At 63.3% G+C, this 23,105-nt stretch carries 22 protein-coding genes; 6 read left to right on the top strand and 16 right to left on the bottom strand.

The window, feature by feature from the left end:
- Positions 1–330 precede the first annotated feature (330 nt).
- The 4 genes from GGQ67_RS12925 (at position 331) to ureG (ending at position 3,192) form a co-directional block, all read left to right on the top strand.
- Complete coding sequence (locus GGQ67_RS12925) at positions 331–1,161, top strand: GGDEF domain-containing protein (RefSeq protein ID WP_183900567.1); 831 nt, start codon at positions 331–333, stop codon at positions 1,159–1,161.
- Between the two features lie 104 nt (positions 1,162–1,265).
- Positions 1,266–1,814 (top strand): urease accessory protein UreE, encoded by a 549-nt coding sequence (ureE, locus tag GGQ67_RS12920; protein ID WP_183900566.1) that lies wholly within the window; start codon positions 1,266–1,268, stop codon positions 1,812–1,814.
- A gap of 3 nt (positions 1,815–1,817) precedes the next feature.
- Positions 1,818–2,489: an urease accessory protein UreF gene (locus GGQ67_RS12915; protein ID WP_183900565.1), complete on the top strand. Its 672-nt coding sequence runs from the start codon at positions 1,818–1,820 to the stop codon at positions 2,487–2,489.
- A gap of 91 nt (positions 2,490–2,580) precedes the next feature.
- Positions 2,581–3,192 carry an urease accessory protein UreG gene (gene ureG, locus GGQ67_RS12910; RefSeq protein WP_047514508.1) on the top strand — a complete coding sequence of 204 codons (612 nt, stop codon included), beginning with the start codon at positions 2,581–2,583 and terminating at the stop codon, positions 3,190–3,192.
- On the opposite strand, the gene GGQ67_RS12905 is transcribed toward ureG, so the two are convergent.
- The 8 genes from GGQ67_RS12905 to GGQ67_RS12870 form a co-directional block, all read right to left on the bottom strand.
- On the bottom strand, positions 3,170–3,880 hold the full coding sequence (locus tag GGQ67_RS12905; protein ID WP_183900564.1) for a Crp/Fnr family transcriptional regulator: 711 nt from the start codon (positions 3,878–3,880) through the stop codon (positions 3,170–3,172). The genes ureG and GGQ67_RS12905 overlap by 23 nt on opposite strands.
- Positions 3,881–4,025: 145 nt before the next feature.
- Positions 4,026–7,322, bottom strand: coding sequence for an efflux RND transporter permease subunit (locus GGQ67_RS12900; RefSeq protein WP_183900563.1), 3,297 nt, complete (start codon positions 7,320–7,322; stop codon positions 4,026–4,028).
- Between the two features lie 13 nt (positions 7,323–7,335).
- A complete protein-coding gene (locus GGQ67_RS12895) occupies positions 7,336–8,529 on the bottom strand; it encodes an efflux RND transporter periplasmic adaptor subunit (protein WP_183900562.1) in 1,194 nt (397 codons plus the stop codon).
- A 415-nt stretch (positions 8,530–8,944) separates the two neighbouring features.
- Positions 8,945–9,916 (bottom strand): ABC transporter substrate-binding protein, encoded by a 972-nt coding sequence (locus tag GGQ67_RS12890; RefSeq protein WP_183900561.1) that lies wholly within the window; start codon positions 9,914–9,916, stop codon positions 8,945–8,947.
- 54 nt (positions 9,917–9,970) lie between these two features.
- Positions 9,971–11,092 carry an ABC transporter permease gene (locus tag GGQ67_RS12885; RefSeq protein WP_183900560.1) on the bottom strand — a complete coding sequence of 374 codons (1,122 nt, stop codon included), beginning with the start codon at positions 11,090–11,092 and terminating at the stop codon, positions 9,971–9,973.
- On the bottom strand, positions 11,089–11,973 hold the full coding sequence (locus GGQ67_RS12880; RefSeq protein WP_183900559.1) for an ABC transporter permease: 885 nt from the start codon (positions 11,971–11,973) through the stop codon (positions 11,089–11,091). The genes GGQ67_RS12885 and GGQ67_RS12880 overlap by 4 nt, the downstream gene beginning before the upstream one ends.
- Positions 11,970–12,350, bottom strand: coding sequence for an endonuclease domain-containing protein (locus GGQ67_RS12875; protein WP_183900558.1), 381 nt, complete (start codon positions 12,348–12,350; stop codon positions 11,970–11,972). Before GGQ67_RS12875 ends, GGQ67_RS12880 begins: the two co-directional genes overlap by 4 nt.
- A gap of 175 nt (positions 12,351–12,525) precedes the next feature.
- Complete coding sequence (locus GGQ67_RS12870; RefSeq protein WP_183900557.1) at positions 12,526–13,314, bottom strand: ABC transporter ATP-binding protein; 789 nt, start codon at positions 13,312–13,314, stop codon at positions 12,526–12,528.
- A gap of 95 nt (positions 13,315–13,409) precedes the next feature.
- On the opposite strand from GGQ67_RS12870, the gene GGQ67_RS12865 reads away from it, so the two are divergent.
- The gene (locus GGQ67_RS12865) at positions 13,410–13,823 is read left to right on the top strand and encodes a cupin domain-containing protein (protein WP_183900556.1); all 414 of its coding nucleotides are present in this window, start codon (positions 13,410–13,412) and stop codon (positions 13,821–13,823) included.
- Positions 13,824–13,994: 171 nt separating this feature from the next.
- On the opposite strand, the gene hydA is transcribed toward GGQ67_RS12865, so the two are convergent.
- The 4 genes from hydA to GGQ67_RS12845 are packed head-to-tail and all read right to left on the bottom strand — an operon-like array spanning position 13,995 to position 17,481.
- Entirely contained in the window at positions 13,995–15,449 is a 1,455-nt protein-coding gene (gene hydA / locus GGQ67_RS12860; RefSeq protein WP_183900555.1) for a dihydropyrimidinase, read from the bottom strand.
- A 17-nt stretch (positions 15,450–15,466) separates the two neighbouring features.
- Positions 15,467–16,015, bottom strand: a complete 549-nt coding sequence (locus GGQ67_RS12855; RefSeq protein ID WP_425503785.1) for an endonuclease domain-containing protein — start codon at positions 16,013–16,015, stop codon at positions 15,467–15,469.
- Complete coding sequence (locus GGQ67_RS12850) at positions 15,975–16,178, bottom strand: hypothetical protein (RefSeq protein WP_018897120.1); 204 nt, start codon at positions 16,176–16,178, stop codon at positions 15,975–15,977. The genes GGQ67_RS12855 and GGQ67_RS12850 overlap by 41 nt, the downstream gene beginning before the upstream one ends.
- 49 nt (positions 16,179–16,227) lie before the next feature.
- Positions 16,228–17,481 carry a Zn-dependent hydrolase gene (locus GGQ67_RS12845; RefSeq protein WP_183900553.1) on the bottom strand — a complete coding sequence of 418 codons (1,254 nt, stop codon included), beginning with the start codon at positions 17,479–17,481 and terminating at the stop codon, positions 16,228–16,230.
- A 302-nt stretch (positions 17,482–17,783) separates the two neighbouring features.
- Between GGQ67_RS12845 and GGQ67_RS12840 the strand changes: the two genes are divergently transcribed.
- The gene (locus GGQ67_RS12840; RefSeq protein ID WP_183900552.1) at positions 17,784–18,440 is read left to right on the top strand and encodes a TetR family transcriptional regulator C-terminal domain-containing protein; all 657 of its coding nucleotides are present in this window, start codon (positions 17,784–17,786) and stop codon (positions 18,438–18,440) included.
- Here the strand turns inward: GGQ67_RS12840 and GGQ67_RS12835 are convergent.
- The 4 genes from GGQ67_RS12835 to GGQ67_RS12820 all read right to left on the bottom strand — a co-directional run bounded on the left by GGQ67_RS12835 (position 18,435) and on the right by GGQ67_RS12820 (position 23,032).
- Positions 18,435–21,020, bottom strand: coding sequence for an HWE histidine kinase domain-containing protein (locus GGQ67_RS12835; RefSeq protein WP_183900551.1), 2,586 nt, complete (start codon positions 21,018–21,020; stop codon positions 18,435–18,437). The two genes, GGQ67_RS12840 and GGQ67_RS12835, sit on opposite strands and share 6 nt — an antisense overlap.
- A 225-nt stretch (positions 21,021–21,245) precedes the next feature.
- The gene (locus GGQ67_RS12830) at positions 21,246–22,304 is read right to left on the bottom strand and encodes a glycosyltransferase family 4 protein (RefSeq protein WP_183900550.1); all 1,059 of its coding nucleotides are present in this window, start codon (positions 22,302–22,304) and stop codon (positions 21,246–21,248) included.
- A 112-nt stretch (positions 22,305–22,416) separates the two neighbouring features.
- Positions 22,417–22,731 (bottom strand): HigA family addiction module antitoxin, encoded by a 315-nt coding sequence (locus tag GGQ67_RS12825; protein ID WP_183900549.1) that lies wholly within the window; start codon positions 22,729–22,731, stop codon positions 22,417–22,419.
- A gap of 10 nt (positions 22,732–22,741) precedes the next feature.
- Positions 22,742–23,032 carry a type II toxin-antitoxin system RelE/ParE family toxin gene (locus GGQ67_RS12820; RefSeq protein ID WP_183900548.1) on the bottom strand — a complete coding sequence of 97 codons (291 nt, stop codon included), beginning with the start codon at positions 23,030–23,032 and terminating at the stop codon, positions 22,742–22,744.
- Positions 23,033–23,105: the final 73 nt, after the last annotated feature.

Here is a 23,105-nt window from a genome sequence, read left to right as displayed (position 1 = left end):
GCCGGCGCCCCGGTGCCGGCCAACTTCTCGCTACACGTTTAGCAATACATTCTTAAAGTTGTGTCTTGATTGCGCTCTGTTCCACCTTGGGGCGTTGCGACCGAAATGAGACGCGGCGCCCGGCGAAATCCTGAAAAATGTTTTTTATCAATTATTTATGCGAGACAGTCCGCAGGCCTGTTCACGTTGAAAATCGTCGCGTTTCGATCCATTGTGCAGCGCACGATTAATTTACAAAATTCGCTCAAATCCTAACGATTCCCTTAAGACCCCGGCAGCGGTTCCTATCTAATCAATATGCCTGTCGAGGGGCAAAAAAGGTCGATTCGGATGCATATCTTACTCCAGGCGGAGCTCGGCGATTTCAGGAATCGCGTCACGATCTATACCTATGCGCTGAAGATGAGCTTTGCCGCGGTGATGCTCTCGTCGCTGGCGATCGCGGTGTTGTTCTTGCCGCTCGACTGGGCGGGTGTGCTGCCGGTTTCGCTGGAGAACGCCATCATCTACGGCGTGGCGCTGTCCTGGCTGATCGGCGGGATCGTGTCCGGGGTGTTGGCCCTCGTCGCGGGCTACGCCATGCATCAACTCAGCGTCTCGCGCGCCGAGTTCGAGCAATTGAGCCGCACCGACATGCTGTCCGGCCTGCTCAACCGGCGGGCGTTCACCGAGGCGCTCGATCATGTCGCGGGGCCGGCCTGCCTGGCGATTTTCGACGTCGACCGCTTCAAGGCGGTCAACGATCGCTATGGGCATGCCTGTGGCGACGCTGTCATCGTCGCCGTCGCGGCGGAGCTGTCGGCGGCCTTCAGCGAAGACTCGACCGTTGCGCGGCTCGGCGGCGAGGAGTTCGGCGTGGTGGTCGTCGCGCCGCTGAAAGAGGAGCGGGTGGCGCGGATCAGAGCGGCCTGCAACCGGCTTGCCGAACGGACGATCGCGCTCGATGGCTGCACCTTCAACATCACCGTGTCGGCCGGCATCGCGGAACTCTGCGACGGGCGAAGCACGCAGGCGGCCTACACCGCCGCCGACAAGGCGCTCTATCTGGCGAAGACCCTCGGCCGCAACCGCGTCGTGCACGAGGACGAGGGACTGCAGCGTCGCGCGCGGCTGAGCCAGGACGAGATCAACGTCGACACCAGATCCGCCGCCATCCATTAGCAGCGGCCGTCACGGGCGCTGATGTTGCTTCCTACGTCGTTTTGACCCTTGCGCCATCAAGGGCGATTTTGCATGCTCCTCGCCTGAACCGGAATGGACACATCATGCAGTATATCACCACCTATCTGCCGGCCGGCACGCCGTCTTCGCATCCCAGCCACAAGGTCGTGCTGCCGCATGACCTCAGGCATCTGAGGCGCAAGCTGCTGCATCTCGACAATGGCGAGATGGTCATGCTCGATCTTAAGGAGCCGGTGCTGTTCGCCAATGGCGACATGCTGGTGCTCGGCGACGGCGAGCTGGTCGAGATCGTCGCCGCCGACGAGAAGCTGTTCGAGATCAAAGCCCGTGATCGCCTGCATCTGATCGAGCTCGCCTGGCATCTGGGCAACCGGCATCTGGGCGCGCAGATCGAGGAGGAGCGTATCCTCATCCTGCGCGACCATGTCATCCGCGCCATGCTCGAGGGACTGGGCGCGACGGTCTCGGACGTGACCGAGCCGTTCCAGCCGGCGCGCGGCGCCTACCACTCCCACGGCAGCCATTCGCATGGACATGCGCATGATCACGGCCATGACCACGGGCATGGCCATGGCCACGATCACGGACACGACCATGGACATGACCACGGTCACAAGCATTCGCACGACTGAGCCATGACCGAAGACGGTGATCTGCAGGCTTTGCTGCGGTTGATGGCGTGGCTTTCGCCGGCCTTTCCGGTGGGCTCGTTCGCCTATTCGGGCGGGCTGGAGCGGGCTGTGCATGACGGGCTCGTGCACGATGCCGCCTCGCTCGGCGATTGGCTCGGCGCCATGATGGACCACGGCGCCGTCTGGAACGACGTCGTGCTGCTTGCCGAGAGCAACAAGATGCGCGGCGACGCCTCGGCGTTATCCGACGTGGCCGAACTCGCCGAAGCGCTGGCGGGATCGCGCGAGCGGCATCAGGAGACGATGCTGCTCGGCGACGCTTTCCTGTCGGCCGCCGCCGCATGGCCCGATGATGTGTTCATACGGTTGCCGAAACATGTGGCTTATCCTGTTGCCGTCGGCGCCGTGTCCGGCGCGCATGGGATCAGTGCCGAAAAGGCGATAGCCGCCTTCCTGCACGCCTATGTCTCGCAGGCCGTCTCGGCCGGCATCCGGCTCGGCATTGCCGGCCAGAAGGACGGCGTCGCGATCCTGGCGGCGCGGGAAGGGGATATCGCTCTGCTTGCGCGGCGGGCGGCGGGCTCGACGCTCGATGAGCTGGGATCGGCGACGGTGCAGGCCGATATCGTCTCGCTCCGGCACGAGACGCAATCGACGCGGCTGTTCCGATCGTGACGACAGTGCTTGTCGCTAACGATCCGCGCCATTTGCCGGTGGCCGACTTGCGGTTGACGCGCTATGATTATTCTCGATTGGAGTGCACGATATGAAATCAGGAAATGGACCTCTGCGGGTCGGCATCGGTGGACCTGTCGGCTCGGGGAAGACAGCGCTGACGGAAAAGCTCTGCAAGGCGATGCGCGACCAATATTCGGTCGCCGTCGTCACCAACGACATCTACACGACCGAGGATGCCGAGGCGCTGATGCGCATGCAGGCGCTGCCATCGGAGCGCATCGTCGGCGTGGAAACGGGCGGCTGCCCGCACACCGCTATTCGTGAAGACGCGACGATCAACCTGCAGGCCATTGCCGGCCTCAACGAGCGCATTCCCGATCTCGACGTGGTCTTCATCGAATCGGGTGGCGACAATCTCGCGGCGACCTTCTCACCCGATCTCGCCGACATCACCATCTACGTGATCTCGGTCTGCCAGGGCGAGGAAATCCCGCGCAAGGGCGGGCCTGGGATCACCAAGTCGGACCTTCTCGTCATCAACAAGAAGGACCTCGCGCCCTATGTCGGCGCCGATCTCGACGTGATGGACCGGGACGCGACGCGCATGCGCGACACGCGCCCCTTCGTGTTCTCGGACATGAAGCGCGGCGACGGAATCGGCGCGATCGTCGACTTCCTCAAGGTGCATGGCGGCTTGTAATCGCCGGGATCGTCTTCAGGACGTTGAGATTGCTGATCTCGATCGAGCGGCCGCTGACGGTAACGCCGGCGGCGCGCAGCGACGAGAAGGCACGGGAGAGTGCTTCGGGCGCCAGCCCGAGCTTGCGCGCCAAAAGGCTCTTCTGGAAGGGGAGCCGCATCTTCGCCGCCACGCCTTCCTGTTTGCAATGCGTGAGAAGATAGGTCGCGACGCGCTGCGGCGCGGTCTGCATGCGGTCGCTCGCCAGGCAATCGATCGTCGATAGCAGGTGCCGCGAGAGGCTGCGCATGATCGCCATGCCGATATGCGGCCGATGGTCGAGCAGCGCGCGGACCTGTTCGAGGTTGAAGCGGGCGAAGATCGAGTGTTCCATGGCCTGAGCGGCGTAGCGATAATCGCCGCCGTCGGTGACGAGGCATTCGGCGAAGCTGTCGCCGGGCTCGCAGATGCGGATATCGCCTTCCTGGTTGTCGTCGCCGAGGCGATAAAGCCGGGCGAAGCCCGTCAGCACGCAATAGAAATATTCGCCCCGTTCACCCTGATGAAACAGCATGTCGTGCATCTGGTAGCGCACGATGGTCGCGGAGGCGAGAAGCGCGTTGCGTTCATCCCGGTTGAGGCCGGAAAAAAGAATGGTCTCACCAAGCATGGCCTTGTGGACATTGCTCGGCTTCAAGCCCGTCGTCATCTCTTTCTCCACTTCGTCGGTCGCAGGCCGCGCCTGCCATAGGCGTAAAATAGCCGGAATGACCATGGGGAAAGTTGATCTGTATCAAGTGGGGGCAAGAAACGGAAAAGCCGGGGCGAACCCCGGCTTTTCCGTATGATCCGATCTACTCCGCCGCGAAGGGCGGCAGGCGGACGACGTTGCCGCCGGATTTGCCCTTCCTGTCGTCGGGCTTCTCGATCGCGGTGACGCGGCCGTCGAGGTTGGTGACGGCGGTCGTGAGTTCCTCGGGCGAGAGCGGCAGCTGCTCCTCGTCCTTCTTGCCGACAAGGCGGCCGAACAGCCAGCCGAGCAGGCGGGAGAGGTCGTCCATGATCAGGAAGAAGGAGGGGACGACGACGAGCGAGAGCACCGTCGAGACGATGATGCCGCCGATCACGGCGATCGCCATCGGCGCGCGGAACGAGCCGCCTTCGCCGACGCCGAGCGCCGAGGGAAGCATGCCCGCCGACATGGCGATCGAGGTCATGATGATCGGGCGGGCGCGCTTGCGGCCGGCCTCCACCATGGCTTCGACACGTTCCATGCCATGCCGCTTCATCTCGATCGCGAAATCGACGAGCAGGATGGCGTTCTTGGTGACGATACCCATCAGCATCAGGATGCCGATCAGAACCGGCATGGAGAGCGCGTTCTGGGTGACGATCAGCGCCACCGCCACGCCGCCGATGGCGAGCGGCAGCGAGAACAGGATAGTGAAGGGCTGGATCACATCCTTGAAGAGCAGGATGAGTACCACCAGAACCAGCAACAGGCCCATCAGCATGGCGTTGCCGAAACTCTGGACCATCTCGCCCTGAACCTTGGCGTCGCCGCTTTCGGCCAGCTTCACGCTCTTCGGCAGTTCGGTTTGCGCGACGATGCGCTTGAACTCGGCGGTGGACGTATCCAGCGCCGTGCCGAAGGGCACGTCGGAGCCGATGGCGACGACGCGGTTGCGGTCGTTGCGCTTGATCGAGCTCGGGCCTTCCGAATAGTCGACATCGGCGACGCTGTAGAGCGGAACGCTGGCGCCGCTCGCCGTCTTGATCTTGATGGCGCGGATGGCGGCCAGATCGCGGCGGACATCGAGCGAGGCCTGTACGCGGATCGGGATCTGCCGGTCGTCGAGCGAGATCTTGGCGAGGTTGGCGTCGATATCGCCGATGGTGGCGACGCGGACCGTCTCGGAGATCTGCTGCGGGGTGATGCCGAGGCGGGAGGCTTCGGCCATGCGCGGGCGGATCTGCAGTTCCGGGCGGGGAAGGGCGCCCTCGGAGGAGACGTTGGCCAGGATCGGCGAAGCGCGCAGCTTCGATTCCAGCAGGCTGACGGCCTCGTTCAGATCTGCCTCGTTGGTGGAGAGGAAGTTGAAGGTGAGGTCGCGCTCGGCGCGGTCGTTTACCTTGGAGATGCGCACGTCGGGGATGTCGCGGACGGCCGCGAAGATGTCCTTCTCGACATCCCATTGCGGACGCGTGCGGCCACGATCGTCGATCTTCGGCATGAGGCCACCGATGACGGGCAGCCCGCCGAGACCCTTGTTGACCAGGGTCTTCAGCAGAGAGTGATCGATATTGCGGAGGATGATGCGCACGGTGGCGCGGCGCAGTTCGAGATCGCCCTTGGGAGAGGCGCCGCCGAGAACGAAGACGCTTTCCACGCCGTCGATGCCACGCACGGCGTCGTAGACCTTGGTCGATGCGGCGGCCGTATCCTCCAGCGTCGCGTTCGGCGGCAGTTCCACCGACAGGACGACGCGCGAGGAATCGTCCGGCGGCATGAAGCTGCCGGGCACGCGGCTCAACAGCACCACCGAGCCGACCAGGAAGACGATGGCGGCAAGCAGCGTCGTATAGCGCCAGTACCACTTGCGCGTCGTGCCGGTGACCAGGCGGGTATAGCCGCGCATGATCCAGCCGTCATTGTCCTGATGATCTTCCATGCCGTCTTCGGCGCGCATCAGATAGGCGGCCATCAGCGGCGTGATGAGACGCGCCACGACGAGCGAGAAGAACACCGAGAAGGCGACCGTCAGGCCGAACTGGATGAAATACTGGCCGGCGATGCCGGGCATGAACGACACCGGCACGAAGACGGCGATGATCGTGAAGCTGGTGGCGATAACGGCGAGACCGATTTCGTCGGCGGCTTCCAGGGAGGCCCTGTATGGCGTCTTGCCCATCTTGATGTGGCGGGCGATGTTCTCGATCTCGACGATGGCGTCGTCGACGAGAATGCCCGTGGCCAGCGTCAGCGCCAGGAAGCTCACGAGGTTCAGCGAGAACCCCATCAGATCCATGATCCAGAAGGTCGGGATGGCCGACAGTGGCAGGGCGACGGCGGCGATCAGCGTCGCGCGCCAGTTGCGCAGGAACAGGAAGACGACGATGACGGCGAGGATCGAGCCTTCCACCAGCGTGCTCAGCGCCGCCTCGTAGTTGCCGTAGGTGAAGTAGACGCTGTCGTCCACCATCTCGATCTTGACGTTCGGATTGGCCTTGCGGATCTCCGTCAGGCTTTCCGATACGGTTTCGGCGACCGAGACTTCGCTGGCGCCCTTGGCGCGGAACACCGAGAAGGTCACCGACGGCGTGCCGTTGAAGCGCGAGAAGGACTTCTGTTCCTCGAAGGTGTCGTCGATCGTGCCGAGCTCGGAGAGCTTCACGAAGCGGCCGTTGGGCAGGCTGATGGTGGTGGTGTTGAGCTGCGAGACGTCGCGCGTGTCGCCGAGCGTACGGATGGTCTGCTCGTTGCCGGCGACCTGGCCGCGGCCGGAGCCGAGGTTGACATTGGTGCCGCGCAGCTGCTGGTTCACGTCGGCGGCGGTGATGCCGTAGGCATCGAGCTTGCCCGGATCGAGAGATACGCGCACTTCGCGGTCGGCGCCGCCGTAGCGGTCGATACGGCCGATGCCGGGCTGGCCCTGCAGCGCCCGCTTGATGGTGTCGTCGACGAACCAGGACAGCTCCTCGAGCGTCATGTTGGGAGAGGAGACGGCGAATGTCTGGATCGCCTGTCCCTCGACATCGACCTTGCTGACCACAGGCACCTCGATGCCGGCGGGAAGATCGCTGCGGATCTTGTCGATCGCATCCTTGGTATCCTGAACGGCTTCGGCGGTCGGCTTCTCGATGCGGAAGACGACGACCGTCTGCGACAGGCCGTCGGTGACCGTCGACTGGATTTCATCGATGCCGCTGATCGAGGCGACCGCGTCCTCGACTTCCTTCGTCACCTGCATTTCGAGCTCGGCCGGCGAGGCGCCGCTCTGCGCGACGCTGATCGAGACAACAGGAACGTCGATATTCGGGAAGCGGGTGATCGGCAGCTTGTAGAAGGCCTGGATGCCCACGAACAACAGCAGCGCGAAGGCGAGCAGCGGCGCAATCGGATTTCGGATCGACCATGCGGAGAAATTCATGGAGTGGCCTCGGTCAGTTCGATTGCGCCGATACGGCTTCGGTGACAGGTGTGATCTTGTCGCCGTCGCGAACGAAGGCGCCGGCCTTGGCGACGACGGTGTCGCCTTCCTTCAGGCCTTCCGAGATCTCGACGAAGCCGCCGTCCTGAATGCCGGTCGTCACCTTCACCTGCTTGACCACGCCGTCCTCGACCTTGCGGGCGGTGGAGCCGTCGCGGCCCGTGGTGACCGCCGACAGCGGCAGGGCGATGTCGCTCTTTTCAGCGACGATGATGTCGGCGCTGGCATACATTCCGGAGCGAGCAGCACTCTCATCGGTGATGAAGATATGCACGAGGCCGAGGCGGGTGGACTGGTCGACCGTCGGGGAGACGATCCTGACCTTGCCTTCGATCGTCGTGCGGCTGCCCGACAACGTCACGTTGGCGCGCTGGCCGACCTTGATCTTCTGGATATCGGTTTCCGACAATTCGGCGACCAGTTCGATCGCATTGTCCTTGATGACGGTGAACATCGGTTCGCCGGTTCCGGCGGCGATGGCGCCGATGCGGGCGTTCTTGGCCGAGATCACGCCTGACACCGGCGTCTTGACGTCCGTGCGCGCCAGCTTCAGATCGGCGTCGGCGATCTGGCTGTCGACGACCTTGAGATCGGCGACGGCGACTTCGATCGCCTGCTGGGCGGAGCTGACGCGGGCGTTGGCGGTGGCGGCGGCGGCATCGGCCTGCTCGACCTGGGCGGTGGATACGGTGCCCTTCTTGCCCATCTCGGCGGACCGTGCCTGCTGCAGGCGGGCCTGCTCGGCCGTCGCCTTGGCTTCCACGAGCTGGGCGCGAAGCTGCGCGAGGCTCGCTTCACCCTTGGCCTTGGTCGCCATCATCTGCGCCTTCTGCAGCGCCAGCGCATCCTCGTTCAGCGTCGCCAGCGTGCTGTTGGCCTCGACCTTGTCGCCGATATCGACATTGAGGGACCGGATGGAGAGACCCTCGACCTGCGGCTGGATATAGACTTCCTCGACGGGGCGGATCGTGCCGGTGCCGATGACGCGATCGACCAGCGCGCGCTTTGTGGCGGTCGTGACGACGATCACGGGCAGGTTCTGCTGAGCCTTCGGCGGCTGGTTTTCCTGCGCGAAGGCGGCCGATGCGGCAAAGGCAGCCACGATCAGGGTGGATGCGCGTAGAGTTTTAGGCGTCATGCGTACCATGCGTCTTGGTCCAGTCCTTGAAGAGGTTGGCCAAACTCGCGCCATGTCTGCAGCTCGCGAAGGCCTTTTCCCGTATATGTAAGCTCAGAAGTATTCCCGCATCATCGCCATCTCTTACTACCGCAAGATAACCCTCGTCCGGCGAATCCGACTTGTAGGTGGTATCGTTTTGCCCCACGCACAAGCCCGGCGGAAAATAATTCCTCGCGGCGCACAATAGTAATCTCGACGGCCGAGATCAATCACCATCCAGTGATGCCGGCATTCGGTTTGGTGATCCGTAATTCCGTCTTTCCTATGACGTGCGGGGCGGGTCATATGCGACATCGCCGCGAAATTTTTATGATCAGACAAAGAACGCGCGGTGCCAGCCCGCGCGTTCGCTGTTCACGTGATACGACCTGCGCGCCGCGTCCTACTTGGCGGCTGCGTCGGTGATGTCCTGTGTCCAGGCGCCCGAGGGCTGCTTGCTGATGATCTTCTGGTCCAGCAGCGCCTTGGCGGTGCGGTCGTAGAGCGTGGTGTCGAGCTTGCCCGATCCGTCGCCGATCAGCTTGGCCACTTCGCTCATCATGCGCTTCTGGTGGTTTTCGTCCTGGCCGCCGGCGTCGACGACGATCCCCGCCGCATCGTCGGGGTTTTCGACGGCATACTTCCAACCCTTCATCGAAGCCCTGACGAACTTGGCCATCTTTTCCTTGAAGGCCGGGTCCTTCAGCTTCTCCTCGTTGGCGTAGAGGCCGTCCTCGAGCAGATCGTTGCCCATGGCGGTGTAGTTGAAGACCGTGAGTTCCTCGGGCTTGAAGCCGGCATCGATCGCCTGCCAGTATTCATTATAGGTCATGACGGAGATGCAGTCGGCCTGCTTCTGCAGGAGCGGCTGGACGTCGAAGCTCTGCTTCAGCACCGTGACGCCATCCGGACCGCCATCGGTCTTCAGGCCGATCTTGTTCATCCAGGCAAAGAACGGATACTCGTTGCCGAAGAACCAGACGCCGAGCGTGCGGCCCTTGAAATCGGCTTCGGTCTTGACCGGGCCGTCCTTGCGGCAGATCAGCTCCATGCCCGACTTCTGGAAAGGCTGGGCGATGTTGACGAGCGGAACGCCCTTTTCGCGGGCAACCAGAGCGCCGCCCATCCAGTCGACGATCACGTCGGCGCCGCCGCCGGCGATCACCTGTTCGGGCGCGATATCGGGACCGCCCGGTTTGATGTCGACGTCGAGGCCTTCTTCCTCGTAGTAGCCCTTTTCCTTGGCGACGTAGTAGCCGGCGAACTGCGACTGGGTCACCCATTTCAGCTGCAGCGTCACCTTTTCGGCGGCCATCGCGTGGCCTGCCGCCATCGCCATCGCGCTCGCCATCATTGCAAGAACCAGTTTTTTCATTTTCTTGTTCCCTCTATTGTTATGCCCGAGCCCATTCGCGGACACGCGCGACGCCTAGCCACCACGGATAGACGGATGCCAGAACGTCACCGCCCGCTCAGCGAGGGCGACGACGCCATAGAAGATCGAGCCTGCCAGCGCCGCGACGGCGATTTCGGCCCAGACCATGTCGACATTCATGCGCCCGATCTCGGTGGAGATGCGAAAGCCCATGCCGACGATCGGCGTACCGAAGAACTCCGCGACGATGGCACCGATCAGCGCCAGCGTCGAGTTGATCTTCAATGCATTGAAAATGAAAGGCATTGCCGCCGGAAGACGGAGCTTCAACAGCGTCTGCCAGTAGCTGGAGGCATAGGTTTGCATCAGGTCGCGCTCCATCGGACCGGATGCGGCAAGGCCGGCGACGGTGTTCACCAGCATGGGGAAGAAGGTCATGATGACGACGACCGCGGCCTTGGACTGCCAGTCGAAACCGAACCACATGACCATGATCGGGGCGACGCCGATCATCGGCAGCGCCGAGACCATGTTGCCGATCGGCAGCAGGCCACGGCGCAGGAAGGCGACGCGGTCGGCGAGAATGGCGACGGCGAAGCCGGCGCCGCAGCCGATGACATATCCGGCGAGCACGGCCTTGAAGATCGTCTGCCTGACGTCGTCGCGAAGGATCGGCAGCGATCCGACGATGCGGGCGGCAATGGCGCTCGGCGGCGGCAGGAGCACGAAGGGAATGCCGGCGCCGCGCGTGGCGGTTTCCCACAGGATCAGGATCCAGGCGCCGAAGATGGCGGGCACCAGGAGCCGCAGCGCGGTATCGTCGGCGCGCGAGCTGGTCTTGATCTCGACGATCTCGCTGACCGTGCGCCAGGCAAGCAGCCAGCAGGCCGCCATCAGGAGGAAGAAGGGTTTCGCGGCGAAGCCTTCATTGCCCGCAAGGCTCGACAGCAGCAGCCAGGCGCCGCCATGGGCGCCGATGAAGAGCACCGTCGCGCGGCTGGTCTTCGATTGCGGCAGCAGGGAGATGAGTGCCGAGGCCGCGATCAGGACGAAGAGGATCGCCGTCATGCCTGACGATGGCACTCGACCCGACGCGGCCGAGAACAGCGGCAGGGTTGCCGCGGCCGCGACGGTGAGGAGGAGGGCGACGATCGCCTGCCAGGACGCGCTCTTCATGCCGACCTCCCGCCCATGGCCTTGTCGACGATCTTGGCCGCGATGCTGACGATCATGATGAGCAGTGCGGCCAGCAGCGAGCCGGCGATCAGCGCCGCCCAGATGTCGATGGTCTGGCTGTAATAGGAGCCGGCGAGCAGTTTGGAACCGATGCCGGCGACCGCGCCCGTCGGCAACTCGCCGACGATGGCGCCGACGAGGCTGGCGGCGATCGCCACCTTCATCGAGGTGAAGAGATAGGGCACGGAGGCTGGCACGCGCAGTTTCCAGAAGGTCTGGGCGGGTGACGCATTATAGGTGCGCATCAGGTCGAGCAGCATGACCTCTGGCGAGCGCAGGCCCTTCACCATGCCGACGGTGACCGGGAAGAAGGAGAGATAGGTCGAGATCAGCGCCTTGGGGATCAGGCCGGTGATGTTGATGGCGCCCAACACGACGATCACCATCGGCGCGATCGCCAGGATCGGGATGGTCTGCGAGGTGATGATCCACGGCATCAGGCTGCGGTCGAGCGCCTTGATGTGGACGATGCCGACGGCGATCAGGATGCCGAGCAGCGTGCCGAGCGTGAAGCCGAGCACGGTGGAGGAGAGGGTGACGCCCGAGTGATAGACGAGGCTGCGGTTGCTGGAGAGCTTGCGCAGGAAAGTGTTGTCGAAGACGTTGCGGGCAACCTGGTGCGGCGCGGGGAGGAGGGGCTTGGGCTGCGACAGGGTTTTCTCGATGAACTCCATCGTCGTTGGAGACTGGCCGGCGCGGGTGTCCATGTCGCGCTGGAAGGGGGCGTTCATCATGATCGCCGCGACGTACCAGATGGCGACGAGGGCAGCCAGGATGGTGGTGACGGGGATGATCTTGCCCTTGAGGGTGTCCGGGGTCATGCGGCTTGCTCCCTCAGGAACTTGGCGGCATGGTTTTGGATCTCGATGAAAACGTGATCCGGTCCATCCAGCACCTGGTCGTTGTCGAAGCGGAGCACGGTGAAGCCTTCATTGCGCAGAAATGCGTCGCGTGCGCTATCGTGCCTGCGGCCATGGCTCGTTTCGTGGCTGTCGCCATCGACTTCGATGATCAGTCGAGCGGAGAGCCACGCGAAATCAGCGACATAGGGGCCGACAGGCGTTTCGCGGCGGAAACGGGCGCCGTGGGGACGGAGGTCGCGAAGCATGTCCCACATGGCGGCTTCCGCCTTGGTCAGTTCGCGGCGGAGGCGTCTTGCTCGTTCCCGAGTTTTCGGGGTGATGTTGGAGTGCGGCATCTAGACCCCTCCCCAACCCCTCCCCACAAGGGGGAGGGGCTTCCTTGCCGCTACCGTCTCGAACATCAGAACCGTCCCACGAATTCCGGCCTTACTGTGTCTCGCAGCCGGCGCAACGGGTCTGCCCCTCCCCCTTGTGGGGAGGGGTTGGGGAGGGGTCTTAAGCTCGAGGCCTTCAATGCTCATAGCTATGCCCCGCTCTCAGCCCATCCCGCACGCGGTGGGCAATCTCGAGGAACTCCGGCGTCTCACGAATATCCAACGGCCGTTCGCGGGGGAGTGGAGAGTCGATGATGTCGGTGACGCGGCCGGGGCGGGGGGACATGACGACGATCTTGGTCGAGAGATAGACCGCCTCGGGGATCGAGTGGGTGACGAAGCAGATGGTCTTGTTGGTGCGTGCCCAGAGCTTCAGCAGTTCCTCGTTCAAATGGTCGCGGACGATCTCGTCCAGCGCGCCGAAGGGCTCGTCCATCAACAGCAGGTCGGCGTCGAAGGCGAGCGCGCGGGCGATCGAGGCGCGCTGCTGCATGCCGCCGGAGAGTTGCCAGGGGAACTTCTTCTCGAAGCCGGTCAAGCCGACGAGATCGAGCGCCTCGGCGATGCGTTTCTGCCTCTCATCGGCCGGATAGTTCATGATCTCGAGCGGCAGCGCGATGTTCTTGTCGATCGTGCGCCACGGATAGAGCGCCGGCGCCTGGAAGACATAGCCGTAGGCACGGGCCTTGCGGGCGTCCTCCGGCGTCATTCCGTTGACAGTGATGTCGCCCGAGGTCTTCTTCTCAAGATCGGCGATGACCCGCAGGAAGGTGGTCTTGCCGCAGCCGGATGGGCCGATGAAGGAGACGAAGTCGCCCTTGCGGACATCGAGGTCGACGTTGCTCAGCGCGTGCACCGGCGCGTCATTGGCCTGGTAGGTCAGGCAGAGGTTTTTTGCGGATACGACGGAGGCTGCTTGCGTCAATGCGGATCGATCCTGTTTTCCCCGCGCGGCGGCGGTTTGCGTGATATCATCGGCGGCGGCCTTTGCCGCGCCGGCAAGCTTTGAGGAAGACGACGATGGATGCGACATCAAAACCAACCTGCCATATCGTGCGCCCCGACCACTCCTACGACGGAAAGCAGGGGTTGAGCTATTTCCAGGGCATCGCCGCCGAGACGGTCGGCGCCAGAGGCATCTGCATGCACCTTCTCACCATCCCGCCCGGCGTGCGCGCCAAGGCGCATCTGCACGAAGCGCACGAGACGGCGATCTACATGCTGTCGGGCGAGGCGCACACCTGGTACGGCGACGATCTCGAGCACCATGTCGTCGTGCATGCCGGAGAGCTGTTCTACATCCCCGCCGGCGTACCGCATCTGCCCGCCAATCTCAGCAGCACGCCCTGCACGGCGATCATCGCGCGCACCGATCCCAACGAGCAGGAGAGCGTCGTGCTCTTGCCCGAGCTGGATGGGAACGTGCCGGTGTGAATTAGGACCCTCTCTGGCCTGCCGGCCATCTCCCCCACAAGGGGGGAGAAGACCAGTGGCACCCGCTCGCGTCGACAGCGGTCGATACGGTGCGGCATAGCCCCTCCCCCTTGTGGGGAGGGGTTGGGGAGGGGTCTTGATGTTGAGCCCAGCGCCCGTCATGTCAGCCGATCAAACCCCACTCGCCGGAATGCCTGATCGTTCGACCTTGCGCGGCGCGGTGATTTCCTTCCAAGTCGAGAGCGCCCTCGAGACGGCGGTGACCGGTTCGCGCTTGACGAACTCGCCGTGCCCCTCGCGGGTCTTCATCGTCTCTTCCTCGACGACGACAACGCCGCGGCTCAGCGTGTAGCGCGGCAGGCCGGTAACCTGCTTGCCCTCGAAGACGTTGTAATCGATCGCGGATTGCTGGGTCTTGGCAGAAATCGTCTTGGAGCGCTTCGGGTCCCAGACCACGAGGTCGGCATCGGCGCCGACGAGGATGGCGCCCTTGCGGGGGTAGATGTTGAGGATCTTGGCGATGTTGGTGGAGGTCACGGCGACGAATTCGTTCATCGTCAGGCGGCCGGTGTTGACGCCGTAGGTCCACAGCATCGGCATGCGGTCCTGCAAGCCGCCGGTGCCATTCGGGATCTTGGTGAAATCACCGACGCCGTAGCGCTTCTGGTCGGTGGTGAAAGCGCAGTGGTCGGTGGCGACGACCTGCAGCGAGCCGGAGGCGAGGCCGGCCCAGAGACTGTCCTGGTGCTGCTTGTTGCGGAAGGGGGGCGACATGACGCGGCGGGCGGCGTGGTCCCAGTCCTTGTCGAAATATTCGGTCTCGTCGAGCGTCAGGTGCTGGATCAGCGGCTCGCCATAGGCGCGGATGCCCTTCTGGCGGGCGCGGCGGATGGCTTCATGCGCCTGTTCGCAGGAGGTGTGGACGATATAGACGGGGCAGCCGGCCATATCGGCGATCATGATGGCGCGGTTGGTGGCCTCGCCCTCGACTTCGGCCGGGCGGGAATAGGCGTGGGCCTCGGGGCCGTTATTGCCTTCGGCGAGCAGCTTCGCCGACATCGAGGCGACGACGTCGCCGTTTTCGGCGTGGACCAGCGGCAGCGCGCCAAGCTCGGCGCAGCGCTGGAAGGAGGCGAACATCTCGTCGTCGTTCACCATCAGCGAGCCCTTGTAGGCCATGAAGTGCTTGAAGGTGTTGATGCCCTTGTCCTCCACGATCGTCTTCATCTCGTTGAAGACCTGCTCGCTCCACCAGGTGATCGCCATGTGGAAGGAATAGTCGCAATTGGCGCGGGTGGACTTGTTGTCCCACATGGTGAGCGCTTCGAGCAGCGACTGGCCGGGGGCGGGAAGGGCGAAGTCGACCACCATCGTGGTGCCGCCGGCAAGGGCCGCGCGCGTGCCGCTGTCGAAATCGTCGGAGGAATAGGTGCCCATGAATGGCATTTCGAGATGGGTGTGCGGATCAATGCCGCCGGGCATGATGTAACAGCCGGTGGCGTCAAGCGTTTCGGCTCCAGAGAGGTTGGGCCCGATCTCGACGATCCTGCCGCCATCGACCTTCACGTCCGCCTTGTAGGTCAGGTCGGCGGTGACGATGGTGCCGTTCTTGATGACTGTGCTCATTGGTCGGGTTCCCTGTTTTATCGTTTTTCAGCAGGCGAATAAAAGCTCGGTTGTTCGGCGTTGAATTCAATCCGGCCCTGCAACGCGGCCAGGATGGTTTCGAGAACCGAGCGTCTTTCGCGCGAGATTTCGTGATTCCAGAAGCGCAGGACGGAGTAGCCATTGTTATTGAGCCACACGGTTCGGCTTTGATCGGCAGCGCTTTCGGCATGCTGGAAGCCATCGATTTCAACGACCAGCCGGGCTTCGCGGCAGAGGAAATCGACGATAAACGGGCCGAGCGGAACTTGCCTTGCGAACTTGTAGCCATTCAGCCGGCGGGCGCGTAGGTCGCTCCAGAGGTGGTACTCCTCCTCGGTTTCATTTTGGCGAAGCTGCCGCGCTTGTGTCGTTTTGGCCGGGCGGTGTTTGCGGATATCCGGTCGGATAATTTTCGTCGCGCCCGGAGCCCCCTCATCCGCCAGCTTGTTGATCAGGTTCGACCGGGGAGATGGATAGGATTGACGTACCGGGTGCTGCTTGCTGTCAGGTCTCGACGAGGTCGAGCCGGCGCTCGACGCGCTCAAGGCGTTCATCGATGCGATCGACGCGCCGTGAGATGCTCGCATATTGCTGCTCAAGAAAGCCAAGCCGCTCCTTGATCTCGATGAGGTCGTCCGAGTGACGATCCTGCGTGGCGCGGATCGCGCGCAGATGTTCAAGGACGAGGTTTTCTGTAGAGGAAGACATGCAATGGTCTCCGCGAGTTCAGCCGGTATCAAATATAGCGGCTGCATGGTCATCCGACAATCTCCGCCGTCTCCACCACCGCGTGGAACAGAACGTCCGCGCCGGCTGAGGCCCATTCCTTGGAGATCTCCTCGGCCTCGTTGTGGCTGAGGCCGCCGACGCAGGGGCACATGACCATGGTTGAGGGCGCCACCTTGGCGGCCCAGCAGGCGTCGTGGCCGGCGCCGGAGATGATGTTCATGTGGCTGTAGCCGAGACGGTCAGCAGCGTTGCGGACGGCGTCCACCAGCTTGGGATCGAACGTGACTGGGTCGAAATGGCCGACGGCCTCGACCGAGCAGCCGACGCCAAGTGCCTCGCATATCCTGGCGGCCTCGGCCTCGATCTTGGCGCGCATGCGGTCGAGCTTGGCCTGGTCGGGGGTGCGGATGTCGACGGTGAAGACGACCTTGCCGGGAAGCACGTTGCGGGAGTTCGGCGAGAAGAAGACCTGGCCGACGCCGCCGACGGCGCCCGGCTGTTCGCCCATCGCCACGCCCTGCACCATTTCCATGATGCGCGACATGGCAAGGCCTGCATTGACGCGCAGGTTCATCGGCGTGGAGCCGGTGTGGGCTTCGCGGCCGGTCAGCGTGAATTCCAGCCACCATAGGCCCTGGCAGTGGGTGACGACGCCGATCTGCTTGTTTTCGGCCTCGAGGATCGGACCCTGTTCGATGTGGTATTCGAAATAGGCGTGCATCTTTCGAGCGCCGACCTCTTCCTCGCCGAGCCAGCCGATGCGCTTCAGCTCGTCACCATAGGTCTTGCCCTCGGGGTCCTTGCGGGAATAGGCGTAGTCGATGTCGTGGACACCGGCGAAGACGCCGGAAGCGAGCATGGCGGGGGCGAAACGGGCGCCTTCCTCGTTCGCCCAGTTGGTGACGACGATGGGGTGCTTCGTCTTGATGCCCATGTCGTTCATCGTGCGCACGACCTCGAGCGCGGCCAGAACGCCGAGCACGCCGTCATACTTGCCGCCGGTCGGCTGTGTATCCAGATGCGAGCCGACATAGACAGGGAGCGCGTCGGGATCGGTGCCGGGGCGGGTCGCGAACATCGTGCCCATCCTGTCGACGCCCATGGTCATGCCAGCGGCGTCGCACCATGTCTTGAAGAGGCTGCGGCCCTCGGCGTCGGCGTCGGTCAGCGTCTGGCGGTTGTTGCCGCCCGCAATCCCCGGGCCGATCTTCGCCATGTCCATGAGACTGTCCCAGAGCCGGTCCCCGTTGACGCGCATGTTCTCGCCTGGTGCTGCCACCATATCCGTATTCCTCACCAGTTATTATGCGGCGCATGCTATTCAGCATGTCCGTTTGTTCCCGTGGTCAGTTTCAGCGCCGTTGTTGTTTTATTAGCGTCTGAAAATCGTCAGTTGCCTTTGATTTGCTTCTGACGGATAATTTGACCGACTGGTAAACATTACAACTTCCGGCGTCGGGCTCAAGGCGAAAATCAGGAAAATTACCGACAAAATTCAGGGCAGATGCCCGGTTTTTCGGCAGCGGATCGCAGCCGGTTAAACTTGACTGAAATAGTTGAATTTGAACGAGAAAAAATAACGACATGGCGATACCGAGAGCTGCGAGGACACAGCGGCGCACCCGCATCCAGGAAGAGAAAGAGGAACAGATCCTGGAAGCGGCGCTCGATGTGTTTTCGGTCAGCGGTTTCCGTGGCTCGACGATCGACCAGATCGCCGAGGTGGCGGGCATGTCGAAGCCCAATCTGCTCTATTATTTCCGCACCAAGGAAGCGATGCACCGGGCGCTGATCGACCGCGTCCTGTTCACCTGGCTCGAGCCGTTGCGCGCCTTCAACGCGGAGGGGAATCCCGAGAGCGAGATTCGCGGCTATATCCGCCGCAAGCTGGAGATGGCGCGGGATTTTCCCCGCGAAAGCCGCCTGTTCGCCAATGAGGTGCTGCAGGGCGCGCCACATATCGAGGACGAATTGAAAGGGCCGTTGAAGGAACTGGTCGACGAAAAGGCCCGTGTCATCCGCGCCTGGGCCAAGGCCGGCAAGATCGTCAAGTGCGATCCCTACCACCTGATCTTCTCGATCTGGTCGACGACGCAGCATTACGCCGATTTCGACGTGCAGGTGCGCGCCGTGCTCGGGCAGGGACACTCCGGCGAGGGGCGGTTCGAGGACGCGGCGCGGTTTCTCGAACAACTCTTCGTCGATGGTCTCAGCGTGCGGGCGAAACAGCCCGTGTCATGACTTTGCGATCAGCGTGATGCGCGACAGCGCGCTGGCGACGCTTTCGATCGTGTAGGGCTTCTGCAGCAGATTGGCGCCGAGAGCGCCATAGGCCTGCGACACACCTTCGCCGTAGCCCGTCGCCAGGATCAGCGGCACACCCTTGGCGGCCAGTCTCTCGGCCACGGCAAGGCTCGTTTCCTCGCCGAGGTGGACGTCCAGGACGGCGAGGTCGAATTTGCGGCTGTCAATGACGGCCAGGGCGTTCGAGACATTCGGCGCAAGCGCCACGCTGTGGGCGCCGAGCTGCAGGAAGATGTCCTCGCCATCCATGGCGATGATGAGATTGTCCTCGACGAGCAGGATGTCGAACCCATCCAACGGCCGCTCCTTGATCGTCTCCAGAATAGCCTTGGCCGACTGCAACGATTGTTCCGGCAGCAGCGACACCGCGCCGTCGGCGAAGGTCACGAACTTCTCGGGGATCAGGAAATGCGCCTCGAGGCCTTCAGGCTCATAGCGTACATCGGCCTTGCCACCGAGTTCATAAGGGATCGAGCGGCGGATGATCGTCGTGCCGAAGCCCTGGCGGGTCGGCTGCCTGACGGGCGGGCCGTCGCTTTCGCGCCAATGGATGACGAGATTGCCGGCGTCGTCCTTGTGCCAATCGACCCCGACGGTGCCGCTGTCGCAGAGGCTGCCGTATTTGGCGCTGTTGGTCACCAGTTCGTGGAACACCAGGGCGGAGATGGAAAAGGCCTGCGGTGCCAGCAGCACTTCCGGCCCGTTCATGATGATGCGCGCGGCATTCGGTCCGAGATAGGCGGCGGCTTCGGCCTGCAGCAGCGCGCGCAGCGGTGCCGGCGCCCAGTGGTCGCGGGTGATCTGGTCGTGCGCGCGCGACAGCGCCTGCACGCGGCCTTCGAGATGGCCGATGAACTCGTCGGTGCTGTCGGTCGTGCCGCGCGACTGGCGGATCAGGCCGCTGATGAGGCTCAATATGTTGCGCACACGATGGTTCAGTTCGGCGATCAACAGTTCCTGCCGCTCGTTGGCCTGCTGGCGCACGGCGTTGGCCTCGTCGGTCAGCCGCAGCACGACCTCGATCAGCGTGACGCGAATGGTTTCGGCGACGCGGCGTTCGGCGGCGGAGAAGGGCTGCGAGTGCTGGCGCACCAGCTCGGACCAGGTCTCGAAGCTCTTGCGCGGTGTCAGGCGCGGGCCGTTCGGGCCGTATTCCACGGGCTTGTGCGGATCGCCCGCCCAGCGCACGGAGCGCACGATCTCCTGGCGGAACAGGACCACGTAATCCCGCGGCGAGCGCGAGATCGGAATGGCGATCAGCCCGGCCACGATGTCGCCGGACATCGTCCCCGGCCAAGTCTCTGCGATGCTGTCGGTAGAAAACACGCGGCCGGCCGAGTTGCGGTTGAGGACGCGGATAAGCTCGCCGAATTCGGCCTGCGACGGGGTGATGCCGTTCAGCGCCGAGCGGCCGTTGATCCAGACGCCGATGCCATCGGCTGGGATCGCGTCGGCCAGCGCGTCGATCAGCCAGGAGGGGTCGTCGAGCAGGCTGGCATTGTCGGCCACCGAGGTCAGCAGCCGGTCGGCGATCTGGCGAGCCTTGGTTTCGAACTCGAGCGCAAGCCGCCGCTCGCGGCTCTCCAATCTTGAGGCGAACATCTGGCCGAACAGCTCCGATGTCGTGCGCCGCTCGAAGGAGGGCAGGCGGGCGGAATAGTGATGGCAGGCAAACAGGCCCCAGAGCTTGCCGTCGACGACGATCGAGATCGACAGCGAGGCGCCGACGCCCATGTTTTTCAGGTACTCGATGTGGATGGGCGAGACCGAGCGCAGGATCGACATGGAGAGATCGAGCGAGCGTCCATGGGCATCAATCTCCGGCACCAGAGGCACGTTGACGGCGTCGATGTCGGCGATGATGCGGAAGAGATTGCGGGTGTAGAGCGCGCGCGCCTGCACGGGAATGTCGGAGGCCGGGTAATGCAGGCCGAGGAAGGAGCCGATGCCGGCACGGGCGGCTTCCGCCACCACTTCGCCGGCGCCGCTTTCGTCGAAGCGATAGACCATGACGCGATCGAAGCCGGTCAGCGCGCGGGCCTGGCGGGCGCCTTCGCGGAAGAAGGCTTCCAGCGTTTCGGCCTGGTCGAGACGGCCCATCATGCTGCGGATCGACACCGGCGAACCGCCCTGCGCGCCCTCCTGCGAGGGCTCGGCCTCGATCACGACCTGATCGTCGCTCATGTGGATGGCGATATCGAAGAGCGGGCCGCCTTCGGAAAGCTCGATGCCGAAGAGGCGTTCCACGACATCCGGGCCGCGCATGATGCTCAGCCGGTTGCGCAGCGTGTGCATGGTCTTGCCGCTGATGACGCGCGAGACAGGCTGGCCGATGATCTCATCGCAGGAGATGCCGACGAACTGCTCGAGGTTGGCGGAAACGCGCGCCACCATCCAATCCGAGGAGACGACAAGCAGGAAGCCGAAAGGCTGGATGGCGCCCAGGCGGTGGATAGGTTCGCGGTCGCAATTGGTGAGGTCGACCTTGCCGAAATTCTCGCTCGAATTCTCGTTCACGACGGACCATGCTCCCGATCATGCGGGGCAGCGTCTGCCATCGGGCGAACTGGAAAAACGTCTGCCGCTGCGTGGCAATGGCTGGTGTGGGCGCGAAGCGCGCTGCAAGGGGGCATGCTGTGGGATTTCCAGTTTTCGGTTCGGGACGCGAGACAGATCTCTAATGAGCAGGATTGAAAATATGCGTCAAGCCATCCGGATTTCCAGCGGGCGAGGCAGGAAATTTCACTGCATCAAGGACTTCGCCTGTTTGCGCGCGGTTTTCTGCCTGATCTCGTGGATCTGCCTTGCCTCGCGTCTTCGCTGGTCTCGCCTGTCGTCCGAGGGGATTTCCGACAGCCAGGCGATGGCGATCTCCGTGAACGCGCCATGGGCGGGGACGAGGAGGTCGGTCTCATCGAGCTGGTTGTGGATGCAGCCGCGATCATAGGCGATGACGGCGCTTCCCGCCGCCTTGGCTTCGAAGACGACGATCGGCTGGGCCTCGTTGACGTAGGTCGTCGGAAAGACGAAGACGTCGATATCGCGGTAGAACTTCGCCTTGTCGTCACCAAGCACGCGGCCGCGATAATCGAGCGAGCCAGCGAATTCATTGAGCGCCGTATCGATCATGGCGCGGTCGTCGTTATCTGTCACCGGGCCGGCAAGCACGGCGCGGATCGGCAAGCCCTGCAGGATCGCGTGGCGCAGCAGATCGAGAAACGTCCCGAGCCCCTTGGCGCGGCTGAGGTTGCTGAGCATGCCGATCGTCAGCGGACGGGCCGGGATCGCCGCGCCATCGTTCTGCGGATGTACGAAGGCGGCATTTGAGACGATGGCGGCGTGCAGGCGTCTGTCATAGGTGTCGATGAAGCGGTCGCGCATCATGCCGCAGAGAAAGACATGGGTGAGGTCGGGAGCGGCGAGCGCCAGGATGGCGCGCATGGTCAAGCTCGGCCGGTCGATATAGCGAAAGCTGTGGTGGTGCAGGTAGGTCGGGTAGGCGAAGAGCCGGGCGACGGCCAGGAGCAGCAGCGTGTAGAGTTGCCCGAGACCGCCGTCGCAGGCAAGGTAGCAGGCCTTGTCGGGATGTCCGCGCTCGCGTGCGAGGCTGGCGAGCGCGGCGACGACTTTCGCCGCCTTTGCAGGATGCCGCCAGAGACGGGAACCCCCTGCCGGTGGCGAGAGGTTGCTGGTGACGACGGTGTGGTCTTCCGATAGCAGCTCCACCATGGCCGCCGTCGCGATGGAAAGGCCGTGCAGCGGAGGCGGCAGCGGGCCGATGGCAACGATATGACGGGTCATGCGGGCCACCTCTCCAGCCTGCGATGACTATGCGCGCCGCGACGCAAAACTCAATCTCCCCGTTTGGCGCATGCCGGTGGTGTGCGCGACACAGCCATATCGGAACGTGGAACTACGGATGCGAGCCGGAGCGATAGGGCGCAACGTTGATGTCGTTCTCACGCTTGCGGGCTTGGGCGATGTCGAAGCTGTTTTGCATGCGCATCAGCGTATCCATGGAAAGCCCGAACGCCTTCTCGAACCGCAGCGCCATTTCCGGCGAGAGCGATGCGCGCTCGTTGAGCAGCGCCGAAAGGGCGGGGCGGGTCACGCCGAGGACGCGCGCGGCATCGGTTACCGAAAGCGCAAGCTCCTCCAGGACCTCGTGCTTCAGAAAGTCGCCGGGGTGTGCGGGGCTCTTTACGCGAATACCAAGTGCGTCCGTCATGGGTTTATTCCTAGTGATAGTCTTCGTAGTTCAGATCGATAATCTCGATCTCCGCGTTGTCGATACGAAATGTAAGCCGCCAGTTCTTGGTGACGAAAAGGCTCCAAGTGCCTTTCCGGTCGCCTGTAAGTTGGTGCGCTTTCCAGCTTGGAACGACCCTTAGTTCGTCTTCCGTCTGCATATCCTGCAGATAGGAAACCATGCGGCGCAGTTTGCCCACGACAGCCGGCTGGAGACCGGACGTGTCGTCATCGACGACGAACCGTCGAAGGCCTTTGTGGGGAATATTCCGTATCCTCATGAAGATATATAATCACAAAGCCGCAAACTGTAAAGTGTCGCTTTACAGTTTGCGGCTTTGTATTCTGACAACT

Origin of the sequence: Rhizobium metallidurans (assembly GCF_014196505.1) — a bacterium.
GTDB lineage: Bacteria > Pseudomonadota > Alphaproteobacteria > Rhizobiales > Rhizobiaceae > Rhizobium > Rhizobium metallidurans.
The sequence above is the reverse complement of the archived record's forward strand: the minus strand, read 5'-3'. Positions and strand labels throughout refer to the sequence as shown.